This window comes from Bordetella genomosp. 4 (assembly GCF_002261185.1).
In the GTDB taxonomy this organism is placed as follows: Bacteria; Pseudomonadota; Gammaproteobacteria; order Burkholderiales; family Burkholderiaceae_B; genus Bordetella_A.
The window spans coordinates 506,713-525,814 of sequence record NZ_NEVQ01000013.1 but is presented as its reverse complement, the minus strand read 5'-3'; the positions used below and the strand labels follow the sequence as shown (position 1 = coordinate 525,814).

At 60.2% G+C, this 19,102-nt stretch carries 18 protein-coding genes and 1 riboswitch; of the genes, 12 read left to right on the top strand and 6 right to left on the bottom strand.

The window, feature by feature from the left end; all coding sequences use genetic code 11:
• Window positions 1–195 precede the first annotated feature (195 nt).
• Window positions 196–1,149 (top strand): Hint domain-containing protein, encoded by a 954-nt coding sequence (locus CAL20_RS12715; protein WP_094821357.1) that lies wholly within the window; start codon window positions 196–198, stop codon window positions 1,147–1,149.
• A 34-nt stretch (window positions 1,150–1,183) separates the two neighbouring features.
• Here CAL20_RS12715 and mntP read toward each other — a convergent pair whose 3' ends face one another.
• Window positions 1,184–1,756 (bottom strand): manganese efflux pump MntP, encoded by a 573-nt coding sequence (gene mntP, locus CAL20_RS12710; protein ID WP_094821356.1) that lies wholly within the window; start codon window positions 1,754–1,756, stop codon window positions 1,184–1,186.
• A 4-nt stretch (window positions 1,757–1,760) separates the two neighbouring features.
• Window positions 1,761–1,939, bottom strand: a riboswitch (yybP-ykoY riboswitch).
• A 50-nt stretch (window positions 1,940–1,989) separates the two neighbouring features.
• Here mntP and CAL20_RS12705 point away from each other — a divergent pair.
• From CAL20_RS12705 to CAL20_RS12695, 3 genes are all read left to right on the top strand, one after another.
• On the top strand, window positions 1,990–2,265 hold the full coding sequence (locus CAL20_RS12705) for a metal/formaldehyde-sensitive transcriptional repressor (protein ID WP_094821355.1): 276 nt from the start codon (window positions 1,990–1,992) through the stop codon (window positions 2,263–2,265).
• Between the two features lie 105 nt (window positions 2,266–2,370).
• Window positions 2,371–3,414 carry a CDF family Co(II)/Ni(II) efflux transporter DmeF gene (gene dmeF, locus CAL20_RS12700; protein WP_094838029.1) on the top strand — a complete coding sequence of 348 codons (1,044 nt, stop codon included), beginning with the start codon at window positions 2,371–2,373 and terminating at the stop codon, window positions 3,412–3,414.
• A 391-nt stretch (window positions 3,415–3,805) separates the two neighbouring features.
• Window positions 3,806–5,779, top strand: a complete 1,974-nt coding sequence (locus CAL20_RS12695; RefSeq protein WP_094821353.1) for a SurA N-terminal domain-containing protein — start codon at window positions 3,806–3,808, stop codon at window positions 5,777–5,779.
• Here the strand turns inward: CAL20_RS12695 and CAL20_RS12690 are convergent.
• Window positions 5,776–6,444 (bottom strand): arylesterase, encoded by a 669-nt coding sequence (locus tag CAL20_RS12690; protein WP_094838028.1) that lies wholly within the window; start codon window positions 6,442–6,444, stop codon window positions 5,776–5,778. The genes CAL20_RS12695 and CAL20_RS12690 overlap by 4 nt on opposite strands.
• On the opposite strand from CAL20_RS12690, the gene CAL20_RS12685 reads away from it, so the two are divergent.
• Window positions 6,443–7,117 (top strand): ABC transporter ATP-binding protein, encoded by a 675-nt coding sequence (locus CAL20_RS12685; RefSeq protein WP_176456505.1) that lies wholly within the window; start codon window positions 6,443–6,445, stop codon window positions 7,115–7,117. The two genes, CAL20_RS12690 and CAL20_RS12685, sit on opposite strands and share 2 nt — an antisense overlap.
• A 19-nt stretch (window positions 7,118–7,136) precedes the next feature.
• Here the strand turns inward: CAL20_RS12685 and CAL20_RS12680 are convergent, their stop codons facing one another.
• Window positions 7,137–8,108 carry a DMT family transporter gene (locus tag CAL20_RS12680; protein WP_094821350.1) on the bottom strand — a complete coding sequence of 324 codons (972 nt, stop codon included), beginning with the start codon at window positions 8,106–8,108 and terminating at the stop codon, window positions 7,137–7,139.
• A 119-nt stretch (window positions 8,109–8,227) separates the two neighbouring features.
• On the opposite strand from CAL20_RS12680, the gene CAL20_RS12675 reads away from it, so the two are divergent.
• The 7 genes from CAL20_RS12675 to CAL20_RS12645 all read left to right on the top strand — a co-directional run bounded on the left by CAL20_RS12675 (window position 8,228) and on the right by CAL20_RS12645 (window position 15,763).
• Window positions 8,228–9,151 carry a LysR family transcriptional regulator gene (locus CAL20_RS12675; RefSeq protein WP_094821349.1) on the top strand — a complete coding sequence of 308 codons (924 nt, stop codon included), beginning with the start codon at window positions 8,228–8,230 and terminating at the stop codon, window positions 9,149–9,151.
• Between the two features lie 409 nt (window positions 9,152–9,560).
• Window positions 9,561–10,607, top strand: a complete 1,047-nt coding sequence (locus CAL20_RS12670) for a TRAP transporter substrate-binding protein (protein ID WP_094821348.1) — start codon at window positions 9,561–9,563, stop codon at window positions 10,605–10,607.
• Window positions 10,608–10,784: 177 nt separating this feature from the next.
• Window positions 10,785–11,405, top strand: coding sequence for a TRAP transporter small permease subunit (locus CAL20_RS12665; RefSeq protein ID WP_094821347.1), 621 nt, complete (start codon window positions 10,785–10,787; stop codon window positions 11,403–11,405).
• The gene (locus CAL20_RS12660) at window positions 11,402–12,685 is read left to right on the top strand and encodes a TRAP transporter large permease (RefSeq protein WP_094838027.1); all 1,284 of its coding nucleotides are present in this window, start codon (window positions 11,402–11,404) and stop codon (window positions 12,683–12,685) included. Before CAL20_RS12665 ends, CAL20_RS12660 begins: the two co-directional genes overlap by 4 nt.
• A gap of 90 nt (window positions 12,686–12,775) precedes the next feature.
• On the top strand, window positions 12,776–13,465 hold the full coding sequence (locus CAL20_RS12655; protein ID WP_094838026.1) for a DUF2848 domain-containing protein: 690 nt from the start codon (window positions 12,776–12,778) through the stop codon (window positions 13,463–13,465).
• Window positions 13,466–13,522: 57 nt separating this feature from the next.
• Window positions 13,523–14,881 (top strand): amidase, encoded by a 1,359-nt coding sequence (locus tag CAL20_RS12650; RefSeq protein ID WP_094838025.1) that lies wholly within the window; start codon window positions 13,523–13,525, stop codon window positions 14,879–14,881.
• An 87-nt stretch (window positions 14,882–14,968) separates the two neighbouring features.
• Window positions 14,969–15,763: a putative hydro-lyase gene (locus CAL20_RS12645; protein WP_094838024.1), complete on the top strand. Its 795-nt coding sequence runs from the start codon at window positions 14,969–14,971 to the stop codon at window positions 15,761–15,763.
• A gap of 84 nt (window positions 15,764–15,847) precedes the next feature.
• Here CAL20_RS12645 and CAL20_RS12640 read toward each other — a convergent pair whose 3' ends face one another.
• Genes CAL20_RS12640 through CAL20_RS12630 form a run of 3 tightly spaced genes read right to left on the bottom strand, consistent with a single transcriptional unit; the run spans window position 15,848 to window position 18,995 of the window.
• Entirely contained in the window at window positions 15,848–17,215 is a 1,368-nt protein-coding gene (locus tag CAL20_RS12640; RefSeq protein ID WP_094838023.1) for an MmgE/PrpD family protein, read from the bottom strand.
• Window positions 17,216–17,265: 50 nt separating this feature from the next.
• Window positions 17,266–18,249 (bottom strand): Bug family tripartite tricarboxylate transporter substrate binding protein, encoded by a 984-nt coding sequence (locus CAL20_RS12635; protein ID WP_094821341.1) that lies wholly within the window; start codon window positions 18,247–18,249, stop codon window positions 17,266–17,268.
• A 44-nt stretch (window positions 18,250–18,293) separates the two neighbouring features.
• Window positions 18,294–18,995 (bottom strand): GntR family transcriptional regulator, encoded by a 702-nt coding sequence (locus CAL20_RS12630; RefSeq protein ID WP_094821340.1) that lies wholly within the window; start codon window positions 18,993–18,995, stop codon window positions 18,294–18,296.
• Window positions 18,996–19,102 lie beyond the last annotated feature (107 nt).

Sequence of the window (19,102 nt, the reverse complement as noted above, 5' to 3'; positions counted from 1 at the left end):
GCAGATCCCGAAGATCGGATATCGAGTCGGCCATCCAGACGTGGTGTTTCTGATTGTTGCTCTCCATTCTTTTTGATCACATTTTGACCATCAAATGCTATATTTTTAAACATAAAACAGCATTTGTTGTCATGGTGTGTCTGGCTGCGTGAGCAGTGAACGCTTCTGGCGCTCGGTTAATTAAAAGGAATCGCAGTGAGCCAATCATTTACGTTCGAGTACCCAGCTAATAGTCATGGCTATCTCGTAGACAACGCGGGTGTTGTGCTTTACAAGTTACCCGTGACATCGAATGTGAGCTACCGTGTCACCGAAGGGTCCGATGATGGCAGTTTCGCGATCGGGGATACTGTGACGGTCGAAACCACAGTCGACGGAGAGACTCAACTCTTCGAGGACGTGAGGATTATCGGCGTTACGAGTAACGGTATCATGGCGCAGATGGGCGAGGCGCCCTATCTATCCTATCTGACCACTGACTTCAGCCAGTCCTACGAAGTCGGCGACACGATTCCCTTTTCGACTGATCCCGCAGACGTGTTTCCAGTATGTTTTGTGCGTGGCACGTTGATTGAGACCCCCTCGGGGCCAGTAGCCATCGAAAACCTCGTGCCGGGCTGGCAGGTCCGTGGCAGTACGGGATGGCGTACGGTCAAGTGGATAGGGTGGCGCAACTATGGCGCGTTTGAGTTGCGTACCGCCGCACAAAAAGCCCGCTGTGCGCCTGTACGTGTTCGCAAGAATGCATTGAGCGACAACCAGCCGGCACAGGATCTGCTCGTCTCGCCTTGGCATCATCTGTACGTCGAGGGCGTACTGGTGCGTGCCCATGATCTGATCAACGGCATCACGATCACGCAAGAAGATCAGGTGACAAGCGTGTCGTACTACCACGTAGAGTTGGACCAGTTCGATGTGGTGCTGGCCCATGGCGTCTATTCCGAGTCGTGGGCGGACGGGGGCAATCGCGATTTCTTTCAGAACGTCGATGTCACCACACTGCGCCCCGAGGATAAGCAACGCCGTATGGCGGATCGCCCTGGGTTCAAGGCGCTGCGTCAGGCTCACGAAATCGCGGCGATCCACGGCCGTATCTCGCAAAGGGCGGACGCACTGGCCTCGGGGCAGAGTTGGCTGAATGCGGCTTGATCTATGCAGCCATGGACGCAGCCTGGAGAAACGTTCAGAGTCCTGCTGCCGTGAGATGCTCGTAAAGAATCGTGGAGCCGATCCCGATCAACGCGATTCCGCCCAGGATTTCGGCACGTTTACCGGCAATACTGCCCAGAGCGCGGCCCACCATGACGCCTATTGTGACCATCAACGTGGTCGCCAGGCCGATGGCGATGGCGGTGACGACGATGTTGTTGTCGATGAAGGCGAGGCTGACACCGACCGCCATGGCGTCAATGCTGGTGGCAAATCCAGTGGCAGCCAGCAGCCAGAATGAATGACGGCTTACGGGGGCTGATTCCTCATCCTCTTGCTTGAACGCATTGCGGATCATCATCAGCCCCAGAATACAGAGCATGACGAACGCGATCCAATGATCCCATTCCTGGACGTATTTCGCGGCGACGGACCCTAGCGCCCAGCCTATGAGCGGCGTGAGGGCTTCGATGACACCGAAGATGACCCCTGTGCGCAGGGCCTCTGGGAAGCGGGGTTTGTGCAGGGCAGTGCCTTTGCTGACAGCGGCGGCAAAAGCGTCCGTGGACATCGCTAAAGCGAGCACGAGCGTGGAAAGTGCGTTCATCGTGACCTGATCAGCCGGGCATGGACAACATAGACCAATCACACGCCCGGCAGGATGTGAAGGATCTATGGTCTCGCCAAGCCGCAAGGGCCGCTTGCGCCATGGCCACGGTTGGGCCAAGAGTGTTGACGCAAGCCTCTTTCAGATAATCCTGAAAGGAAGCTACTCCCCAGAGAGAACCGGGAGTTTAGCAGAGTTCATGTTAAGCTGCTTATACCTTAGGAGGGTATCCTATGTCCCATTTATCGACTCACAAAGATGAACTGCTCAAGCGCGTACAACGGATTGCAGGGCAGGTCCAGGCGGTCCAGCGTTCTCTGGAGACCGAGGCCGACTGCGACAAGATCCTGCATCTGGTCGCAGCGACCCGAGGCGCGCTGAATGGCCTGTTGGATGAATTGCTCGAAGCCCACGCCCGCGAGCACGTCGCCCATCCGGATTTGACCGAAGATGAACGGCAGCAGGGGGTCGAGGCACTGGTCACAGCCATCCGGCGTTACTCCAAGTAATGGACTGTTGAACGTCCATGACATCAGACACACGTATCAGCTGATCCTGCAGCCTTGCCGCTGCATTCTTTCCGTCTCTGTAATCTGGCCCTATCGAGTTACACAATGCATACGATCGACAACCTGTCAGCGGACCAGCATGGACATTCGTTCCTCGGCCGCGACCACGACGCCAACGCAAAACGCACGACCTGGGTCGTCGCCCTGACGTTCGTCATGATGGTGGGGGAGGTCATCGCAGGCTATGTCACGGGCTCCATGGCCTTGCTGGCCGATGGTTTTCATATGGCGACCCACGCTGGGGCGCTGGGCATCGCAGCTGCGGCATACAGATACGCTAAACGTCATGCAGATGATCGTGCATTCAGCTTCGGGACGGGCAAGGTCGGCGAATTGGCTGGTTTCGCCTCCGCCTTGATCCTCGGCATCGTGGCGCTGTTCATCGGGGTGGAATCGGCGCTCCGGTTGGTCAATCCGAGCTCGGTGGCGTTCGGCGAGGCCACCGTTATTGCGGTCATCGGGTTGCTGGTCAATATCGTGAGCGCCATGCTGCTCTCGGGCGGGCACGGGCATCACCATGGGCACCATCATCACGCGCACGGTCATCGGGACCACGATAGCCATGAGGCGCACAGCCACGGACATGCCAGTCACGGCCATCATCGCCACGAGCACAAAGACCACGAGCACAATGCTCATGGCCACGGCCAGGATAACAACTTGCGGTCGGCCTATTTACATGTGATGGCCGATGCCTTGACCTCGGTATTGGCTATTCTGGCCTTGCTGGCAGGCCGCTATCTCGGCTGGGTATGGCTCGATCCTGTCATGGGCATCGTCGGGGCTGCCGTCATCGCGCGCTGGGCCTGGACACTGATGCGTGACACCAGCAGCATCCTGCTGGATGCCACGGACGATCACGTCGCCGAGGAGATCCGGGATGCCCTTGAATCATGCACCGGCACGACCATCACTGACCTGCACGTCTGGCAGATCGGCCCGCAGGCGAGGGCAGCCATCGTCAGCGTCAAGGCAGCGGCTGGTATTACTGCAGGCGAGATTCGCGCCAAGCTCGCTTCTATCGATGAAATCCGTCACTTGACGGTGGAAGTCGCCCCTCTGACGGACGCTGCCAAACCGCTTGTCTGATATCCCGCTGACAATGGTAAACTCCGGCGGCTAACCTAGTGCGGTTATAGCAGTGGCAAGGGCGAATCGGTTCGCCCTTTTTTGCCCCAGCTGCCTCAAGGCATGAACGTCCCGTCGGGGTGTCCTGCCGGCGGGACGGGGTAAGGTGCCATCGGCCGTTGATAGGAAAGTCTTCCCTCTGAGGAGACCCTTGCAGGGAACCCCTTTGGGGTAGCGCCGCCGCGCCGTGGCAAGCGTGGCGTATTTATTTGTGCCGGGCCATCTCGAGGCAAAACATGTGTCTTCGGGATAATGCCATTCATGAGATTGGCGTTGCGGTCTGTTTTGATGCGTTTTTTTGCGGCGCGGGGTCCGTTTATGCCGGGCGCCGCGTAGGGCAAACAAGGATTCCATGTTCGAACTAATACGCAATCACCGTCGCTGGATGCAGTTCATTCTGCTGATTTTGATCGTGCCGTCGTTTTTCCTGGTCGGTATCCAGGGCTATGACAGCTTCATCAGCCGTGAACCAGAGTTGGCCACGGTCGCCGGGCAACCCATTACGCGCGGCGAGTTCGACAACGCGCACCGCAATCAGCTCGAGAATTTCCGCCAACGCCTGGGCAGCCGTTACGACCCGGCCCTGGTGGATACGCCGGCCATGCGTGAGCAGCTGTTGAACCAGTTGATCGACCAGCGCCTCTTGGCCCAGGTCGCTCAGGACAACCGCTTTTCAGTCTCGGATAGCACACTGCGCAATACCATCGCTTCTATTCCCCAGGTTCAGGATAATGGCCGTTTCTCGCCTGAGCGCTACCGCCAGGTGTTGGCCAGCCAGGGAATGACGCCGACGATGTACGAGGCCGGCTTGCGCAGCGATCTGGCGATCGGGCGCGTGCTGCAGCCCGTGGCAGAGTCCGCTACTGCGCCGGCGGCTGTGACGGCGTCGCTGGAGTCGGCACTGACTCAGGAACGCACCGTGCAGTTGCGCCGCTTTGCCGCCGCCGATTACCGGACGCAAGTCTCCGTGTCCCCCGAGGACATCAAGACCTGGTACGACGCCAATCAGCAGCAGCTGACCGTGCCCGAGCAAGTCACCGCACAATACCTGGTGCTGGACGAGGCGGCCGCCTCGCAAGACATCCAGGTCAAAGACGAGGACGTCACCGGCTATTACGAACAGAACAAGAACCGTTTTGGCCAGCCAGAACGCCGCCGCGCCAGCCACATCATGATTCAGGTGGCCGCCGGCGCCTCAGATGCGGATCGCCAGGCCGCTCGTGCCAAGGCCGAGTCGTTGGCCCAGCAGGCGGCCGCAAACCCCGCCGGCTTTGCTGATCTGGCCAAAGCCAACTCCCAGGATGCAGGCTCGGCCCAAAAGGGCGGCGATCTGGGATGGATGGCCTCCGGCATGCTGACCGGCGACCTGAACAAGACCATTTTCAGCCTGAACAAGGACCAAGTCTCTGGCGTGGTCGAGAGCCCGTCGGGCTTTCACGTGATCCAGGTGACCGATATCCAGCCGGCGAGCGCCAAGCCCCTGGCCGAGGTCCGTGACGAGATCGTGGCCGAGATCCGCAAACAGATCGCGGCGACGCGATTTGCAGAGATGGCCACCAAGCTGACCGAGATCGTCTATGACCAGCGCGATAGTCTGCAGCCTGCCGCCGATGCGCTGGGCTTGAAGATTCGCAGCGTCAGCGGCATTACTCGCCAGGGTTTGCTGCCTGCGGATAAAACTGTCGGTGCGAATCCGGCATCGGCCAGCAGCGATGCGGCCTTGCTGGACAATCCGCGCGTGCGTGAATCCCTGTTCTCGAACGACACCCTGCGTGAAAAGTTGAATTCCGGTGTGATCGAGCTCTCGTCTGACACCTTGCTCGTCGTGCGGGTGGCAGAGGTTCAGCCGCAACACGTGTCGCCGCTGGACAAAGTCACGGAGTCCATCCGTGAGCGCCTGACCAACGAGCGCGCCGCCGAGGCTGCCCGCAAGGCAGGCGAGGACGCCTTGAAAACCTGGTCGGCCGATGCGGCCAGCCTGCCCGAGGGCTTTGGCGCGAGCATCACTGTGACGCGCGAGCAGCCGCAGCAGTTGACCGCACCTGTGTTGCAGGCTGCAATGCGTTTGCCTTCGCAGCCTGTGCCTGCTTATGCAGGGGCTGTCGACGGCAATGATTATGTGGTGGTGCGCCTGGACAAGGTCGAGCCCGGCAAAGTCGAGGCCGCTGACTCCGAGCTCTTTAGCCGGCAACTCAGCGCCGCCTGGGGCGATGCCGAGTCCGCTGCCATCATGAAAATGCTGCGCGAGCAGTATCAGGTCAAGATCCTGCCCGAGGCGGCAAATGCGATCAAGGGGTCGGATGACCCCGAGTCGGCCGCAGGCTAGGGCTGTTTAGCCGTTTTGCTTGTTGTTTCCAGTATGGGCCGCAATGCGGCCCATACGTTTTTAAGCAGGGCGGGTTGCGCTTGTTCGTTGGGATGAATGCCATCGGCCTGAAACTGCGTGCGGTCCGTGGCGATGCCTTCCATCAGGAAGGGCGCCAGATGAGCTTGCTCGGATTTGGCGACCGTCGGAAAGACATTGGCAAAGCGCTGGGTGTAATCCCGGCCATAGTTCGGCGGGATCTGCATGCCTACCAATAGCACCTGAGCTCCGGCTTTTTGCGCGCTCTGCGTCATCGTGCGCAGGTTCTGCTCGGTCATCTGCAGTGACAGGCCGCGCAGCGCATCATTCGAGCCCAGTTCGATCACGACAATATCTGGATGATGGCGCTGCAGCAGTGCCGGCAGGCGGGCGACGCCTCCGCTGGTCGTGTCGCCGCTGATGCTGGCGTTCGCGACCTGATAGTTAGGGTATTGTTCTGACATTCGCTTGGCCAGCAGGTCCACCCAACCGGATCCGCGCGTCAGGCCATATTCGGCCGACAAGCTGTCACCGACGACGAGTAAGGTGTGCTCTGCGGAACCCGCGGAGGGATTGGGAGTCTGAGCGAAGGCTGTCGCGGAAATGGCCAACGCGCCTATGGCAAAACAACGGAAAAGCATACGCATGGATAGTAAGGTCTCGATTGAAGTCTCAGGGCTGGGCAAACAGGTTTCCGATGCCGGCGGTACCTTGTCGATCCTGCAAAATATCGATTTTACGGTGGCTGCCGGCAGCGCTTTGGCGATCACTGGCAGTTCCGGCTCCGGTAAATCTACCTTATTGGGACTGATGGCGGGGTTGGATGTTCCCTCTTCGGGCACGGTCCGGCTGGCAGGGCAAGACCTGTTTTCTCTGGACGAGGACGGCCGTGCGCAATTGCGCGCCCGGCACGTGGGGTTCGTGTTCCAGTCTTTCCAGTTGCTGCCTAATCTGACGGCGCTGGAAAATGTCATGTTGCCACTAGAACTCGCCGGCCAGCCGGCGCGAGAGGCTGCACAGAGCATGTTGCAACGCGTCGGCCTGGGCGAGCGCCTGCATCACTATCCCCGTACATTGTCCGGCGGTGAGCAGCAGCGCGTATCACTGGCGCGCGCGTTTGTGGTGCAACCCGATCTGTTATTTGCCGACGAGCCCACCGGCAGTCTCGATGCCGCGACCGGCGAGACGGTGATAGACCTCATGTTCGATTTGCATCGCGAGCACGGGACGACGTTGATCCTGGTCACCCATGACCCGCAACTGGCCTCGCGGTGTGGCCAGCAACTGGTGCTTTCGGCTGGGCGCGTCGTCGACGCTTGATGGGCTGTGCAGAGGGCTATCAAGCCTGCCGTACTTGCCGTGCAGTGGTCTGACCCCGGCGCCATTCAATCAGCCCCGTCACGATACCGCTGGCGCAAATGATTGCAATTCCGAGCCAGGTCAGCGCATCGGGAAAGTGTCCCCAGGCCAGCCAACCCACTGTCGTCGCGCTGACGATCTGCAGGTAGACGAATGGCGCCAGCGTTGACGCCGCCGCATTGCGGTACGCGCCGATCTGCAGCAGATGGCCCAACGCGCCCGAGAACCCCGTGGAAATCAGGAGCATCCAATTCCCGGGGCTCAGATTGCTCAATACAGGAAGCGCAGCCGGCAGGATCAAGGGCAACATCAGGGTCAGGCAGACCGAGCCTACAGCGCCGCTCCAGATCAGCGAGGTGTAGGGATCGTCACCGGCAATGCGGCGCGTGGCGATGTATTGCGCGGTAAAGCAGCACGCGGTCAAGAGGCCGAAGAGCACGCCTAATGGATGCAGGCCGCCACCGGGGCGGATGATGATCAGCACACCACAGAACGCCACTACGGCCGCCACCCAACGCGACATGCGCGCAGGTTCTTTCAGCACCCAGGGCGCCAAGGCCAGGACCAGCAGCGGCGCCAGAAAGTTGATGGCCGTGGCCTCGGCCTGCGGCATATAGCTCAGCGCGGTAAAGAAAGACGCGGTCGCGCACAGCATCGCGCCGCCGCGGATGAGCTGCTCGCGCGGGCGTGTGCTGCGTAAAATGCCCATCCCTCGTTTGGGCAACACCAGCCCCAGCACCAGCACCAGATGCACCATATAGCGTACCCAGCATAGAAACCACAAGGGCACGCCTGCCTCCATCACCCATTTGCCGCTGGCATCCAGGCAGGTGAGCGTCCAGGCCGACAAAATCAACAGGACAATGCCCAATACCGGGCGCGCTGACGGTGCGCGCGGCGCAGAGGGCAATGGCGAAGCTGCCGGTCTGGATCCGGCGGCGGCCCGGTGCATGCGAGTCTCCTTGGTTTTAATGCAGGGCAAACGCAAGCCGGCGCAAGGCCGGCTCGATAAAACGCAACATAATACGCCTATCCCTCGGAAAGGGATGCGGCGGCTATGATGAGCGGACCATGATCGATCTACGCAACATCGAAACTTTCTTTTGGGTATCCACGCTGGGCAGTTTTCGGGCGGCGGCGGAGAAACTCAACACCACGCAGCCGGCGATTTCTCAGCGGATCGCCTCGTTGGAGGGCGACCTGGGGGTTCGGCTGTTTGAACGCGATGCCCGGGGCGTGACACTGACCGGCAAAGGGCAGGAGCTGTTGTCACATGCCGAGCGGATGCTGCAGTTGCGCAGCGATATGTTGCGGGCGGCACGCGAACAGAACGTGATGCGGGGGCCTTTGCGTCTGGGTGTAGCCGAGACCATTGTCCAGACCTGGTTGCCGCTGCTGATCGAGCACGTTCACGCCGCCTATCCGGCCTTGGTGCTGCAGATCGAGGTCGATACGACATCGGTCCTGCACAGCCATCTGACGTCGCGCCAGATTGATCTGGCTTTCTTGATGGGACCGATCCTCGAGCCGCGGTTCGAGAATCTGCCGCTGTGCGCGTATCCCTTGGCATGGGTGGCCAGCCCGCGCCTGGCGCTGGGCCCGGAGCCGCTGACGTTGGAGCGCATAGGCAAACTGCCGCTGATTACGTATCCCTCGAGCAGCCGGCCATATCAAATGGTGCGCGATATGTTGACGCGCGCCGGCGTGCAGGCCCCGCGCATGTACGGCAGCGCCTCGCTGTCGATGGTGGTGCGCATGACGCTGGATTGCATCGGCACCAGCGTCATCGCGCCCGTGTTTCTGGATAAAGAGCTCGCCAATGGCGAGTTACGCATCCTGAATGTTCAGGCCGATCCCTTGCCGGATCTGGCCTTCACCGCGACCTGGGTACAAGGACCGGATAGCCATGTGGCCCGCACGATAGCATTGCTGGCGCAGCAAGCGGCCGAAGGCAAATTGCAGCCCTTGCCGCAGAGCGGGATGGTGGGCTCGTAATTTTCCTCGCCGTGCAATCGCTCGGGCCGACGTACCTGCCGGAGCGTTGGACACCGCAGTTGGAGTTGAATCGCCGTTCCAAACGGGCTAGGACTTTCCCTGATCCTTGCGCATGATCGGGTGTTCATCCGCATCCAACATGCTGATGCGTTTTGGGGCTAGCTGGCGGCAAACCCGCGCCGTTGTTGGCTTTGCGGCAGCCGGCCTTCTGCCCGGGATATAGACATAAAAAATATTTATATCTCAGCATCGCAACTTACGATTGGACAGGGTTACGTCCAGCCGGTGGAATGCGTGCGAGAGCAAGGCCGGCTGCAGACAGTCTGCGGCGGTCGTTTTGCTGATCGCAGCGCGTCATCGGGTAACGGGGCCTGGCGCGTATCGAATCCCGCCTGCAAGGAGAGCCTCCATGAAGAAGCCGTTGATCTCAGCTGCCATCGCCGCAGCGTTGTTGGCCACTGCCGCACATGCTCAGGATCTGCCCAAGACGCATTTGAAAGTCGTCGGTGGCCTGAGCAACCTGACTGCCTACAACGACTACGAAAAACCATTCTGGACCAAGACCGTTCCCGAGCTTTCCAAAGGCCAGGTGACGGCAGATATCAAAGGCTTTAACGAAATGGGCTTGAAAGGCCCCGAGTTGTTGCGCCTGATGTCGCAGGGCGTGATCGAGTTCGGCACTGCCACGCTGTCTTACTTTGCCACCGACAATCCGATCAACGAGGCGATCGACCTGGCTGGCCTGGCCCCCGATGTCAAAACCGCGCGCGCGGTGACGAATGCCTTCGAGCCGGTCTACGCCAAGGTCTATGGCGAGGGCGCCAACGTCAAGCTGCTGGGCATCTCGACCTATCCTGGTCAAGTACTGTTCTGCAATGCCGACATTAAGAGCCTGGCTGACATCAAAGGCAAAAAGGTTCGCACCAGCAGCCGCACGACGGCCGAATTCGTACAGGCGCTGGGTGGCTCCAGCGTCACCATGGCGTTTGGCGAGGTCGTTCCTGCGCTGCAAAACAAGGTGGTGGATTGCGCGATCACCGGCTCGCTGTCCGGCTATTCTGCGAAATGGTACGAGGTGTCCACGCATCTGTATGCCTTGCCTATCAACTGGAATCAACAGATTCATGCGGTAAACCAAAAAGCCTGGGACAAGCTCGATCCCAAGGTGCAGACGTTCCTGCAGACCAACATCGACAAATTGGTGGACGACATCTGGGACGCGGCCGCCCGTCAGACGCAAGAAGGCTATGACTGCAATACGGGCGCAGCCGCATGCCCGTATCCCGTCAAGGGCAAGATGGTGCTGGTCCAGCCTACCGACGCTGACCGCGAATTGCTGAAGAAAGTCCTGGCCGAAGCCGTGTTGCCGAAATGGGCGGCACGCTGCTCGGCGCAATGCGTCGAGGATTTCAACGCGACCATAGGCAAAGAGTTGGGCGTCGTGGCCAAGAAGTAATGGCTGATACATGACTACCTGAAAGCGCCTGGCGCTGCGGGTAGTCATGCCGTCAAACGATGGTGACACATCGTTCAGATGATCGCGCACAACAGGTACGCCATCATCGCAATACACGCCGTGCATCGCACGTGAGGCGACGTTCGTGCTGATGCGCGGCAACGAAGGTAGATATTTATGACCTCATCCGAACATTTTCGTGCTCTGGGCAGGCTATTGCGTTGCGCAGAGTCCTTTTCGCGAGCGGCCGTCTGGGCTGGGGGCGCGCTCATTCTGGCCAGCGTGCTATTGATTTCGTTCGACGTCGTGGCGCGCAAACTCTTTGGCTTTACCACGGGCGGCGCCGACGAGTTGTCCAGCTACGCGTTTGCCATCAGCACGACGTGGGCCTTGGCGTTTGCCACCCTGCAACGCGCCAATGTGCGTGTAGATGTGCTGTATCAGTTTTTGCCTGTGCGCATATCGGCCTTGCTCGATTGGATTGCCTTGGTCGCCCTGGGCGTCTTCATGGCGTATCTGACGTATTACGCCCTCGAGATCGTGCAGACCTCATGGACGAGCCGTTCCGCTGCGAACACGCCGTTGGCGACCCCGCTTTGGATTCCTCAGGGCTTGTGGTGGCTCGGGCTGGTATGGATGTGCATCACCGTGGCCCTGATGCTGGTACGTGCCTCGCTGGCGCTGGTGACGGGTGATCTCGCGTTGGTTAAATCCATCTGCGGCGTGCGCTCAACGCAAGAAGAGGCAGAGGAAGAAGCCGCCGCCGGCGAGCGTATGGTGAAAGGGGATGCAGCATGATCACGACTGCTTTGACACTGCTGCTGGTGCTCATCGGGATTTCGATTCCGGTCGGTGCGGCGTTGGGCGTGCTGGGCTTGATCCTGGACCCGCTGTATTCGATGCTGCCGCTCACGCGCGCCATGGGCGAGGTTTCATGGAGCACGAATAACGAATTCCTGCTCGTCGCGATTCCCTTGTTCATCATGTTGGGCGAAATCCTGTTGCGTTCCGGATTTGCCGAACGCATGTATAGCGCGATGAGCCTGTGGCTGTCGTGGCTGCCAGGGGGATTGATGCATGCCAATATCGGTGCATCGACCTTGTTTTCCGCGACCTCGGGGTCCAGCGTGGCTACAGCTGCCACGGTTGGCACGGTCGCATTGCCGCAGATCAAGAAGTACGGCTATAACGAGCCGCTGTTCCTGGGCAGTCTCGCTGCGGGCGGCACGCTGGGGATCTTGATTCCGCCGTCTATCAATCTGGTCATCTACGGCGTGTTGACGAACTCGTCGGTGCCCAAGCTGTACTTGGCGGGGATCATCCCGGGCCTGGGCTTGGCAGCATTGTTCATGCTGACTGTCGTGATCGCTTGCGTAATCAAACCGGCGTGGGGTGGGCACAAGATCCACGCGACGTGGGGCCAGCGCATTGTCAGCCTGACACATCTGGCACCGCCGTTGGGGATTTTTCTGCTGGTGGTCGGCTCTATTTACGCGGGTCTGGCCACGCCTACCGAGGCAGCGGCCTTGGGTGTACTCGGCGCATTGGTTCTCGCCGCATGCTATGGCCGGTTGACACTCACCATGTTGCGCGATGCCATCGAAGGCACGATGCGTTCCACCGCGATGATCATGTTGATCGTGATTGCTGCCAGCTTCTTGAACTTCATTCTGGCAGCCACGGGGATCACCGATGCGTTGACGCAATCCATCACCGGGCTCGGCCTGTCGCCTGGGTGGATGCTGCTGATCGTGATTCTGTTCTACCTGGTTCTTGGCTGCTTCATGGAAACGCTGTCCATGATGATCACCACCATTCCCATCGTGGCGCCCATCATGATCGCCTTGGGCTATGACCCGATCTGGTTGGGCATCGTCATCATCGTGCTGGTCGAGGCCGCGCTGATTACGCCACCCGTGGGCCTGAATCTGTTCGTGGTGCAGAGCCTGCGCAAGAGCGGAAACATGACGGCAGTCATCGTCGGCGCGTTGCCGTTCGTGCTGGCCATGTTCGTGCTGTTGGCGCTGTTGGCCTTTATCCCGGACATCGCGCTGTGGCTGCCGCGTGTATTCGGTTGATGCCATCTCGACGTATTGAACTTATTTGCAGCCTCGCGGCTGCATCCTTTTTCCTCCTGGCATGGATGCCGAGGTCTCTCGGAGCAACAAATGAAAGCTGTATTCCAAGTCGAATCCGCTGTTGACAATGTCGTCAGCGCCATCGAAGTCGACATTCGCAATCTGGTCGTAGCGGGTTGGGCGGGGCGTGATCGCGCCGCCATCGAGCACCATATCGAAGAGCTCGCCGCGATCGGCGTGCCGCGTCCCAGCAGTGTGCCGTTGTACTACCGCATCGCGGATAACCAATTGACGCAGACCGATCGCATTCAGGCGGTCGGCGACGCCTCGTCGGGCGAAGTCGAGACGTTTGTTTTCGCCGTGGGTGGCGAGCTTTACGTCAGTATTGCCTCGGACCATACCGACCGCAAGCTCGAATCGCATAGTGTGGCCTTGTCCAAGCAGGTCTGCGCGAAACCCGTAGGAACGTCGGCATGGCGTCTCTCTGACGTCGCCGAGTACTGGGACGAGCTCGTGATTCGTTCCCGCATCATCGAAAACGGCGCAGAGATCCTGTATCAAGAGGGTACGCTGGATGCGCTGCGCACGCCCCAGGAACTGATCGCCGGTTATACGGGCGGCTCAACGTTGCCCGACGGTACCGGCATGACCTGCGGCACCGTGGGGGCGATCGGCGGCATACGCGCCTCGACGACCTTCATCATGGAACTGTTCGACCCGCGCCGCCAACGGTCGTTGCGCCATCGGTATGATGTAGAGGTATTGCCGGAAGTCGCTTGAGTGTGACCCGGCACCAGACCATCATAGACGCGCCGCTCAGGCGGCTACGAGGATTTTATGCTTCCCACATTGCATGACACCGCCACGGCCTTGCAACAAGGCCGTTTGAGCGCCGTCGAGTTGACTGAAACCGCACTGGCGCGCGCTGCCGATCCGGCAGGCGAGGGCGCTAGAGTATTCACGCGCATTTATGCCGAGCAGGCCCGCGCAGCGGCACAAGCCTCTGACACCCTGCGTGCCGCGGGCCTGTCGCGTTCGCCGATCGATGGGTTGCCGATTTCAATCAAAGACCTGTTTGACGTTGCCGGTGAAACCACGCTGGCGGGCTCTGTCGCTTTGCAGGGGGCGCCCGCTGCAGAGGAACATGCTGTTGTTGTGCAGCGCTTGTTGGCAGCGGGCGCGGTCATCATCGGCCGTACGAACATGGTCGAATTCGCCTACTCGGGCCTGGGCATCAATCCTCATTATGGTACGCCGCTCAATCCCTGGGACCGCGCCAGCGGCCGTATTCCGGGCGGTTCGTCCTCGGGGGCGGGGGTGTCCGTCGCCGACGGGATGGCGCTGGGCGCGATCGGCTCCGATACCGGCGGCTCGGTACGCATTCCTGCAGCCTTGTGTGGTCTGGCTGGCTTTAAGCCCAGCGCGTGGCGAGTGTCCATGGCTGGCGTGTTGCCTTTGTCGGCCAATCTCGATTCCATCGGCCCATTGGCGCCCACAGTACGGTGTTGTGCGACCCTGGATGCGATCCTCGCTGGGGACGATATCGACAGCGTGAGCCCATCGTGGCAGCCCGCCGCTGTGCGCGGCCTGCGCCTGGCGGTGCCAACGACGTTGGCTTTGGACGGCATGGACGCCAGCGTCTCTGCCGCTTTTTCTGCGGCCATCAGCCGGCTGTCGGCTGCAGGCGCGCTGGTTGATGAAATCGAGATTCCAGAATTTGCGCAGTTGGCAGCCATCAACGCCAAAGGCGGTTTTACCGCCGCCGAGGCCTGGGCTTGGCATCGTAATCTAATCGCCACGGCGGGCGATCGCTACGATCCGCGCGTGGTTTCGCGCATTCGTCGCGGCGAGAGCATGTCCGCGGCCGACTATCTGGACCTTCTGGACGCGCGCGAGGCCTGGGTCGCCGCGGTTGATCATCGCATTGCAGGCTACGATGCCTTGATCATGCCGACCGTGCCCATTACCGCGCCGACCATTGCAGAGGTCACCGCCAGCGACGAGGTCTACTACGCCACGAACGGCTTGATTCTGCGCAATCCCACGTTGATCAATTTCCTCGACGGCTGTGCCGTTTCCGTGCCGTGCCATGCAGCGAATACGGCGCCCGTGGGGCTAATGATCGCGGGGTCCAATGGCGCGGATGCCCGTGTCCTGTCGATAGGGATGGCGATTGAAGACCTGTTGCGCGCGTAACGCAACAGCGGCATTCGCCGATCCCGATGCCGCCGTTTTTTTTAGAGGTGCGGTGACCCCTTGCAACCCAGGGGGCCGCATAGAATCATGACCAACACTGCTGATACCCATCCTGCTTACCGCGCGCGTCTTGACGCGCGAGACGGACTGTTGACTGGTCCCACCGCCAACATCGCGCCGGGTTACGTGCAAGCCAACCTGGCAATTCTGCCATCGAATCTGGCGGCGGATTTTCTGCGGTTCTGCCAACGCAATCCCAAGCCGTGCCCTTTGCTGGCAATGTCTGAGCCCGGCAGTCCGGCCTTGCCCGATCTGGGGCATGACATCGACATCCGCACCGATGTGCCGCGCTATCGCGTCTGGCACAATGGGCAACTGGTGGATGAACCCATCGATGTCCGGAACATATGGCGCGATGATCTGGTGTCTTTTTTGATCGGCTGCTCGTTCTCGTTCGAAGAGGCCATGCTGGATAACGGCCTGCCTGTCCGTCACATCGAGCAGGGTTGCAACGTGCCGATGTATCGCACCTCGATTCCGACGCAGCCTGCGGGCCCTTTTCATGGACAACTGGTCGTCTCCATGCGCCCGCTCAAGGCCGCCGATGCGATCCGTGCCATCCAGGTGACGTCGCGATTCCCCTCTGTACATGGCGCGCCCGTGCATTTCGGCGATCCTGCTGAAATTGGCATTGCGGACATTAACCGCCCGGATTATGGCGACGCGGTTGAGATCCGCCAGGGCGAAGTGCCTGTGTTCTGGGCCTGTGGCGTTACCCCTCAATCGGTCGTTGCCGCGGTACAGCCGGAGTTCTGTATTACGCATGCGCCCGGGCACATGTTGATTACCGATCTGTTGAATAGTCGGATGGCAGTGCTGTGAATGCTGCGCCGTGGTTGGACGTCGTGTTTCTTTAGGCCTTCGGTACCGAGTACCGAAGGCGCTGGGACGCAGCAACTATCCGCGCTAGTGCGTCAGTGCTACCAGCTCTTTGAGCGAGGGCGCCGAGGCTAATGTCCAGCATGCATCCAGCAAGGCGCGTGTGCGGCTTTCGCCCAGCAACGGATTGCTCATGTTGCTGAATTTCGCCTCCAGGTCCTGATCCGTCATCGGCCGCTGCAGTGAGCCGATTGCATGCTCAACGACGACTTGGATCTGCCGGCCATCCTTGAGAATAGCGGTGGCATGAACCGCAGCCTCGTCAATACTGTCATCGACGACGGCTTGGACTTTTCTACGCGTGGCCACGACGTCTTCCCGGGTCACGATATCGTCGGCGTACTCGCTTTCGCTGGCGCGGCCAAAGAGCAGTCCTACCGCGCAGCCGTGATAAACGCTGAACTTGCCCTGCAGTCCATCGGCGGGTTCTTTTTTACCGGTCAGTTCCAGCACCAGCGAATGCACGCGCAGTTTCAGTTGTTCCAGGTTATCGGGCGTGACGCCTTGGTCGCGCAGCTGCACGCTGGCGTCAATGCTCGGATGAATGACGATGCCGCAGGCGAAAGGCTTGTACGCGTTGTAGGCAATTTCGAATCGTTGGCCGAGTTCGCCGGTGATCTCGTTCCAGTCGTATTTCGTCGAGGTGACCTGGGCGAATCCACGCGGCGCTTCGATGGCGCGGGGACTGGCGGTAAAGCCTTCGCGTGCCAGCAGGGCTGACATCAGTCCGGCCTTGGCGGCGCCACCGGGATGAAAAGGCTTGGTCATGGTGCCGAACTGGTCGCGCAGGCCCACCGGCTGAGAGGCCGCAATGCCGAGCGCCATGGTAGTCTGCTCCACGTCGAGTCCCAGCAGACGCGCGCATGCTGCGGCGGCGCCGAGTGTCCCGGTCGAGCCGGTGATGTGCCAGCCACGATCGTAATGTTGCGGATAGATCATGTTGCCGATGCGGCACGACACGTCGATGCCGAGTACGACGGCGTCGATGATCTGGCGGCCGCTCGCACCCGTATGTTCCGCCAGGGCAAATACCGCCGAGCACACCGGGCCCGCTGGGTGGATGATGGTCTTGAGGTGCGTGTCGTCAAAGTCGAAGGTATGCGAGGTGATGCCATTGATCAGCGCCGCGTTGCTGATGTCCACCCGTTCCGGGCGGCCAAAGATCGCGGCCTGTGCCGCAGGTTGCAGGAATTGGACGGCGCTCAGCGCTGCGTCCGCGGCCTCGTGTTGGGCAGCGCCGATGGCGCAGCCCAGCCAGTTCATGATGGTGCGATGGGCCTCGTGTTCGATCTCGTCATTCCAGCCGCGCGAAGGATGCGTGGCGACAAACTCGGCCAGGATGCGGGTGACAGGAGGCGCGTTGTGATCGGCTTCGACTTTCGTGTTGATGGCCATAGGTCTCGTGTTTCGTTGCGGTCAAGGGAATAGGGAATGTGGCTGCGGACTCATCCGTCGAGCCGGATGTTTTGTTCTTCGGCGACGCGTTTCCATCGCTCCAGGTCTTTGTGTACGTAGGCGGCAAATTCCTTGGGCGTCATAGGCATGGGAACCACGGCCTCGATTTCCAGGCGTTTGTCGACCTCTGAGGATTTCAGTGTCTTGTTCAGGCTGTCGTTGAGTGTGTTGACGATGGCGCTGTCCATGCCGGCAGGGCCCGAGACGCCGTACCACTGCAGGATGTCGTCAAAACCGTCCAGTCCCAGTTCGGTAAACGTCGGCACATCGGGAAAACGCGGGCTGCGTGCCTGGCCGGTAACGGCCAGTGGCCTGACGGTTTTTGCGGTGAGATGTGGGACGGCTGCCGCCAGGCCGGGGAACATGGCTTGCGTGCGCCCGCCTATGATGTCCTGAAACGCTGGCGCGATGCCCTTGTAGGCAATATGCTGGATCGGAAGGTCGAGGCGTTGTTTGAGCAGCTCCATCAGCAGGTGCGTCAACGAACCTGCCCCAGCGGACCCATAATTGGCATTGGGATGCGCCTTTGCGTATTGCGCGAACTCTTTCAATGTGCGGATCGGCAGCTTGGCATCGACGATCAGCACATTGGGTGTTCCACCTATCATGCCTACTGCGGTGAAGTCTTTGATGGGATCGTAGGGGACGGTGCGCGTGGCAGGACTGGTGCCCAGGGTGGCGACATAGCCTTGCATCAGCGTATAGCCATCCGGGTCTGATCTCGCTGCGCGTTGACAGGCGATGACGCCGCCGCCACCGCTGACGTTTTCGACGACAAACGAAGCATTGTTGCCCAGCGATTTGCCCCATTCGCTGGTGACCGCGCGCGCAATGTAATCACTGCCGCCGCCGGCTGCGACTGGCACGATAAAGGTGATAGGTCGTTGCGGAAAACCGGTGGCAGCCCGAGATGCAAGGGGAAAGCCCGCAACGCTGGCAGCACTCAAGCCGCACAGGAACGATCGACGGTCCATGCTGTTTGTCTCCTCTGGTTTTTTTGGGGGGGTAAGGTCAGTCGCTACATATCAGACAGGCGTTCGTGAGCATTGATGACGTGATGGGACAGCAGTTCGGCACAGCGCGCGGCGCCGCCGATCGAGGCGTGGGAATCGATCAAGGCGCGGACGATCTGTTTGTGTTCCGCGTTTGATTGCACGCGGTGCTCTTTCGAGGAAAGATTCTTTACGCGAGCCAGGTGCAGTTTCTGAATGACTTCGCGGTAGCTTTTGGCGATTTCCTGATTGCCTGCGTACTCGATGAATAGCCAATGGAATTGCAGGTTGGCGTTGTAGTAGACCTGCGTGTTGCCGGTCTCGATGGCGTCGTCCATGGCGGTGGTGCAGGCCAGGAGTTTGTCGATCAGTTCGGTCTGTTGGGCTTGGGGTAATTGCGTGACGATGCGACCTGCATGGCTGTCCATCAGGGCGCGGAATTGGTACAGGTCGTGGACTTCCTGGGTAGTGAGTTCGCGGATGTAGACGCCGGAATGTTTGCGCGAGACGACCAGTCCCATGCTTTCCAGCTCGCGCAGGGCTTCGCGCACGGGGACGCGGGAGACTTGCAGTTGCTCTACGAGATCGGGCTCGCGTAACGGTTGGCCGGGTTGCAGGGCGCCGGCCATGATTTGGGTCAGCAGGTGGTCTCTCACTAGTTTGCCTAGTGAGGTGTTTTTCAGGTGGGTGAAGGCTTCGGGAGTGAGGTTGGGGGTGGTCCAGTCCATGTCTTCTCTCTCAGTTTTGTAGAATCGTATACGAAAATACGAGACATGGGTAGCTCACGAAGGTATGGGTGTTTGGGCTGGCTGAGGGGGTCTCTGTTTAGGCGTCC

Excerpts from the sequence above, each read along its gene's own strand:
- mntP (WP_094821356.1), bottom strand. The coding sequence starts at position 1,756 with ATGAACGCACTTTCCACGCTCGTGCTCGCTTTAGCGATGTCCACGGAC.
- CAL20_RS12705 (WP_094821355.1), top strand. The coding sequence starts at position 1,990 with ATGTCCCATTTATCGACTCACAAAGATGAACTGCTCAAGCGCGTACAA.
- dmeF (WP_094838029.1), top strand. The coding sequence starts at position 2,371 with ATGCATACGATCGACAACCTGTCAGCGGACCAGCATGGACATTCGTTC.
- CAL20_RS12695 (WP_094821353.1), top strand. The coding sequence starts at position 3,806 with ATGTTCGAACTAATACGCAATCACCGTCGCTGGATGCAGTTCATTCTG.
- CAL20_RS12685 (WP_176456505.1), top strand. The coding sequence starts at position 6,443 with ATGGATAGTAAGGTCTCGATTGAAGTCTCAGGGCTGGGCAAACAGGTT.
- CAL20_RS12690 (WP_094838028.1), bottom strand. The coding sequence starts at position 6,444 with ATGCGTATGCTTTTCCGTTGTTTTGCCATAGGCGCGTTGGCCATTTCC.
- CAL20_RS12680 (WP_094821350.1), bottom strand. The coding sequence starts at position 8,108 with ATGCACCGGGCCGCCGCCGGATCCAGACCGGCAGCTTCGCCATTGCCC.
- CAL20_RS12675 (WP_094821349.1), top strand. The coding sequence starts at position 8,228 with ATGATCGATCTACGCAACATCGAAACTTTCTTTTGGGTATCCACGCTG.
- CAL20_RS12670 (WP_094821348.1), top strand. The coding sequence starts at position 9,561 with ATGAAGAAGCCGTTGATCTCAGCTGCCATCGCCGCAGCGTTGTTGGCC.
- CAL20_RS12665 (WP_094821347.1), top strand. The coding sequence starts at position 10,785 with ATGACCTCATCCGAACATTTTCGTGCTCTGGGCAGGCTATTGCGTTGC.
- CAL20_RS12660 (WP_094838027.1), top strand. The coding sequence starts at position 11,402 with ATGATCACGACTGCTTTGACACTGCTGCTGGTGCTCATCGGGATTTCG.
- CAL20_RS12655 (WP_094838026.1), top strand. The coding sequence starts at position 12,776 with ATGAAAGCTGTATTCCAAGTCGAATCCGCTGTTGACAATGTCGTCAGC.
- CAL20_RS12650 (WP_094838025.1), top strand. The coding sequence starts at position 13,523 with ATGCTTCCCACATTGCATGACACCGCCACGGCCTTGCAACAAGGCCGT.
- CAL20_RS12645 (WP_094838024.1), top strand. The coding sequence starts at position 14,969 with ATGACCAACACTGCTGATACCCATCCTGCTTACCGCGCGCGTCTTGAC.
- CAL20_RS12640 (WP_094838023.1), bottom strand. The coding sequence starts at position 17,215 with ATGGCCATCAACACGAAAGTCGAAGCCGATCACAACGCGCCTCCTGTC.
- CAL20_RS12635 (WP_094821341.1), bottom strand. The coding sequence starts at position 18,249 with ATGGACCGTCGATCGTTCCTGTGCGGCTTGAGTGCTGCCAGCGTTGCG.
- CAL20_RS12630 (WP_094821340.1), bottom strand. The coding sequence starts at position 18,995 with ATGGACTGGACCACCCCCAACCTCACTCCCGAAGCCTTCACCCACCTG.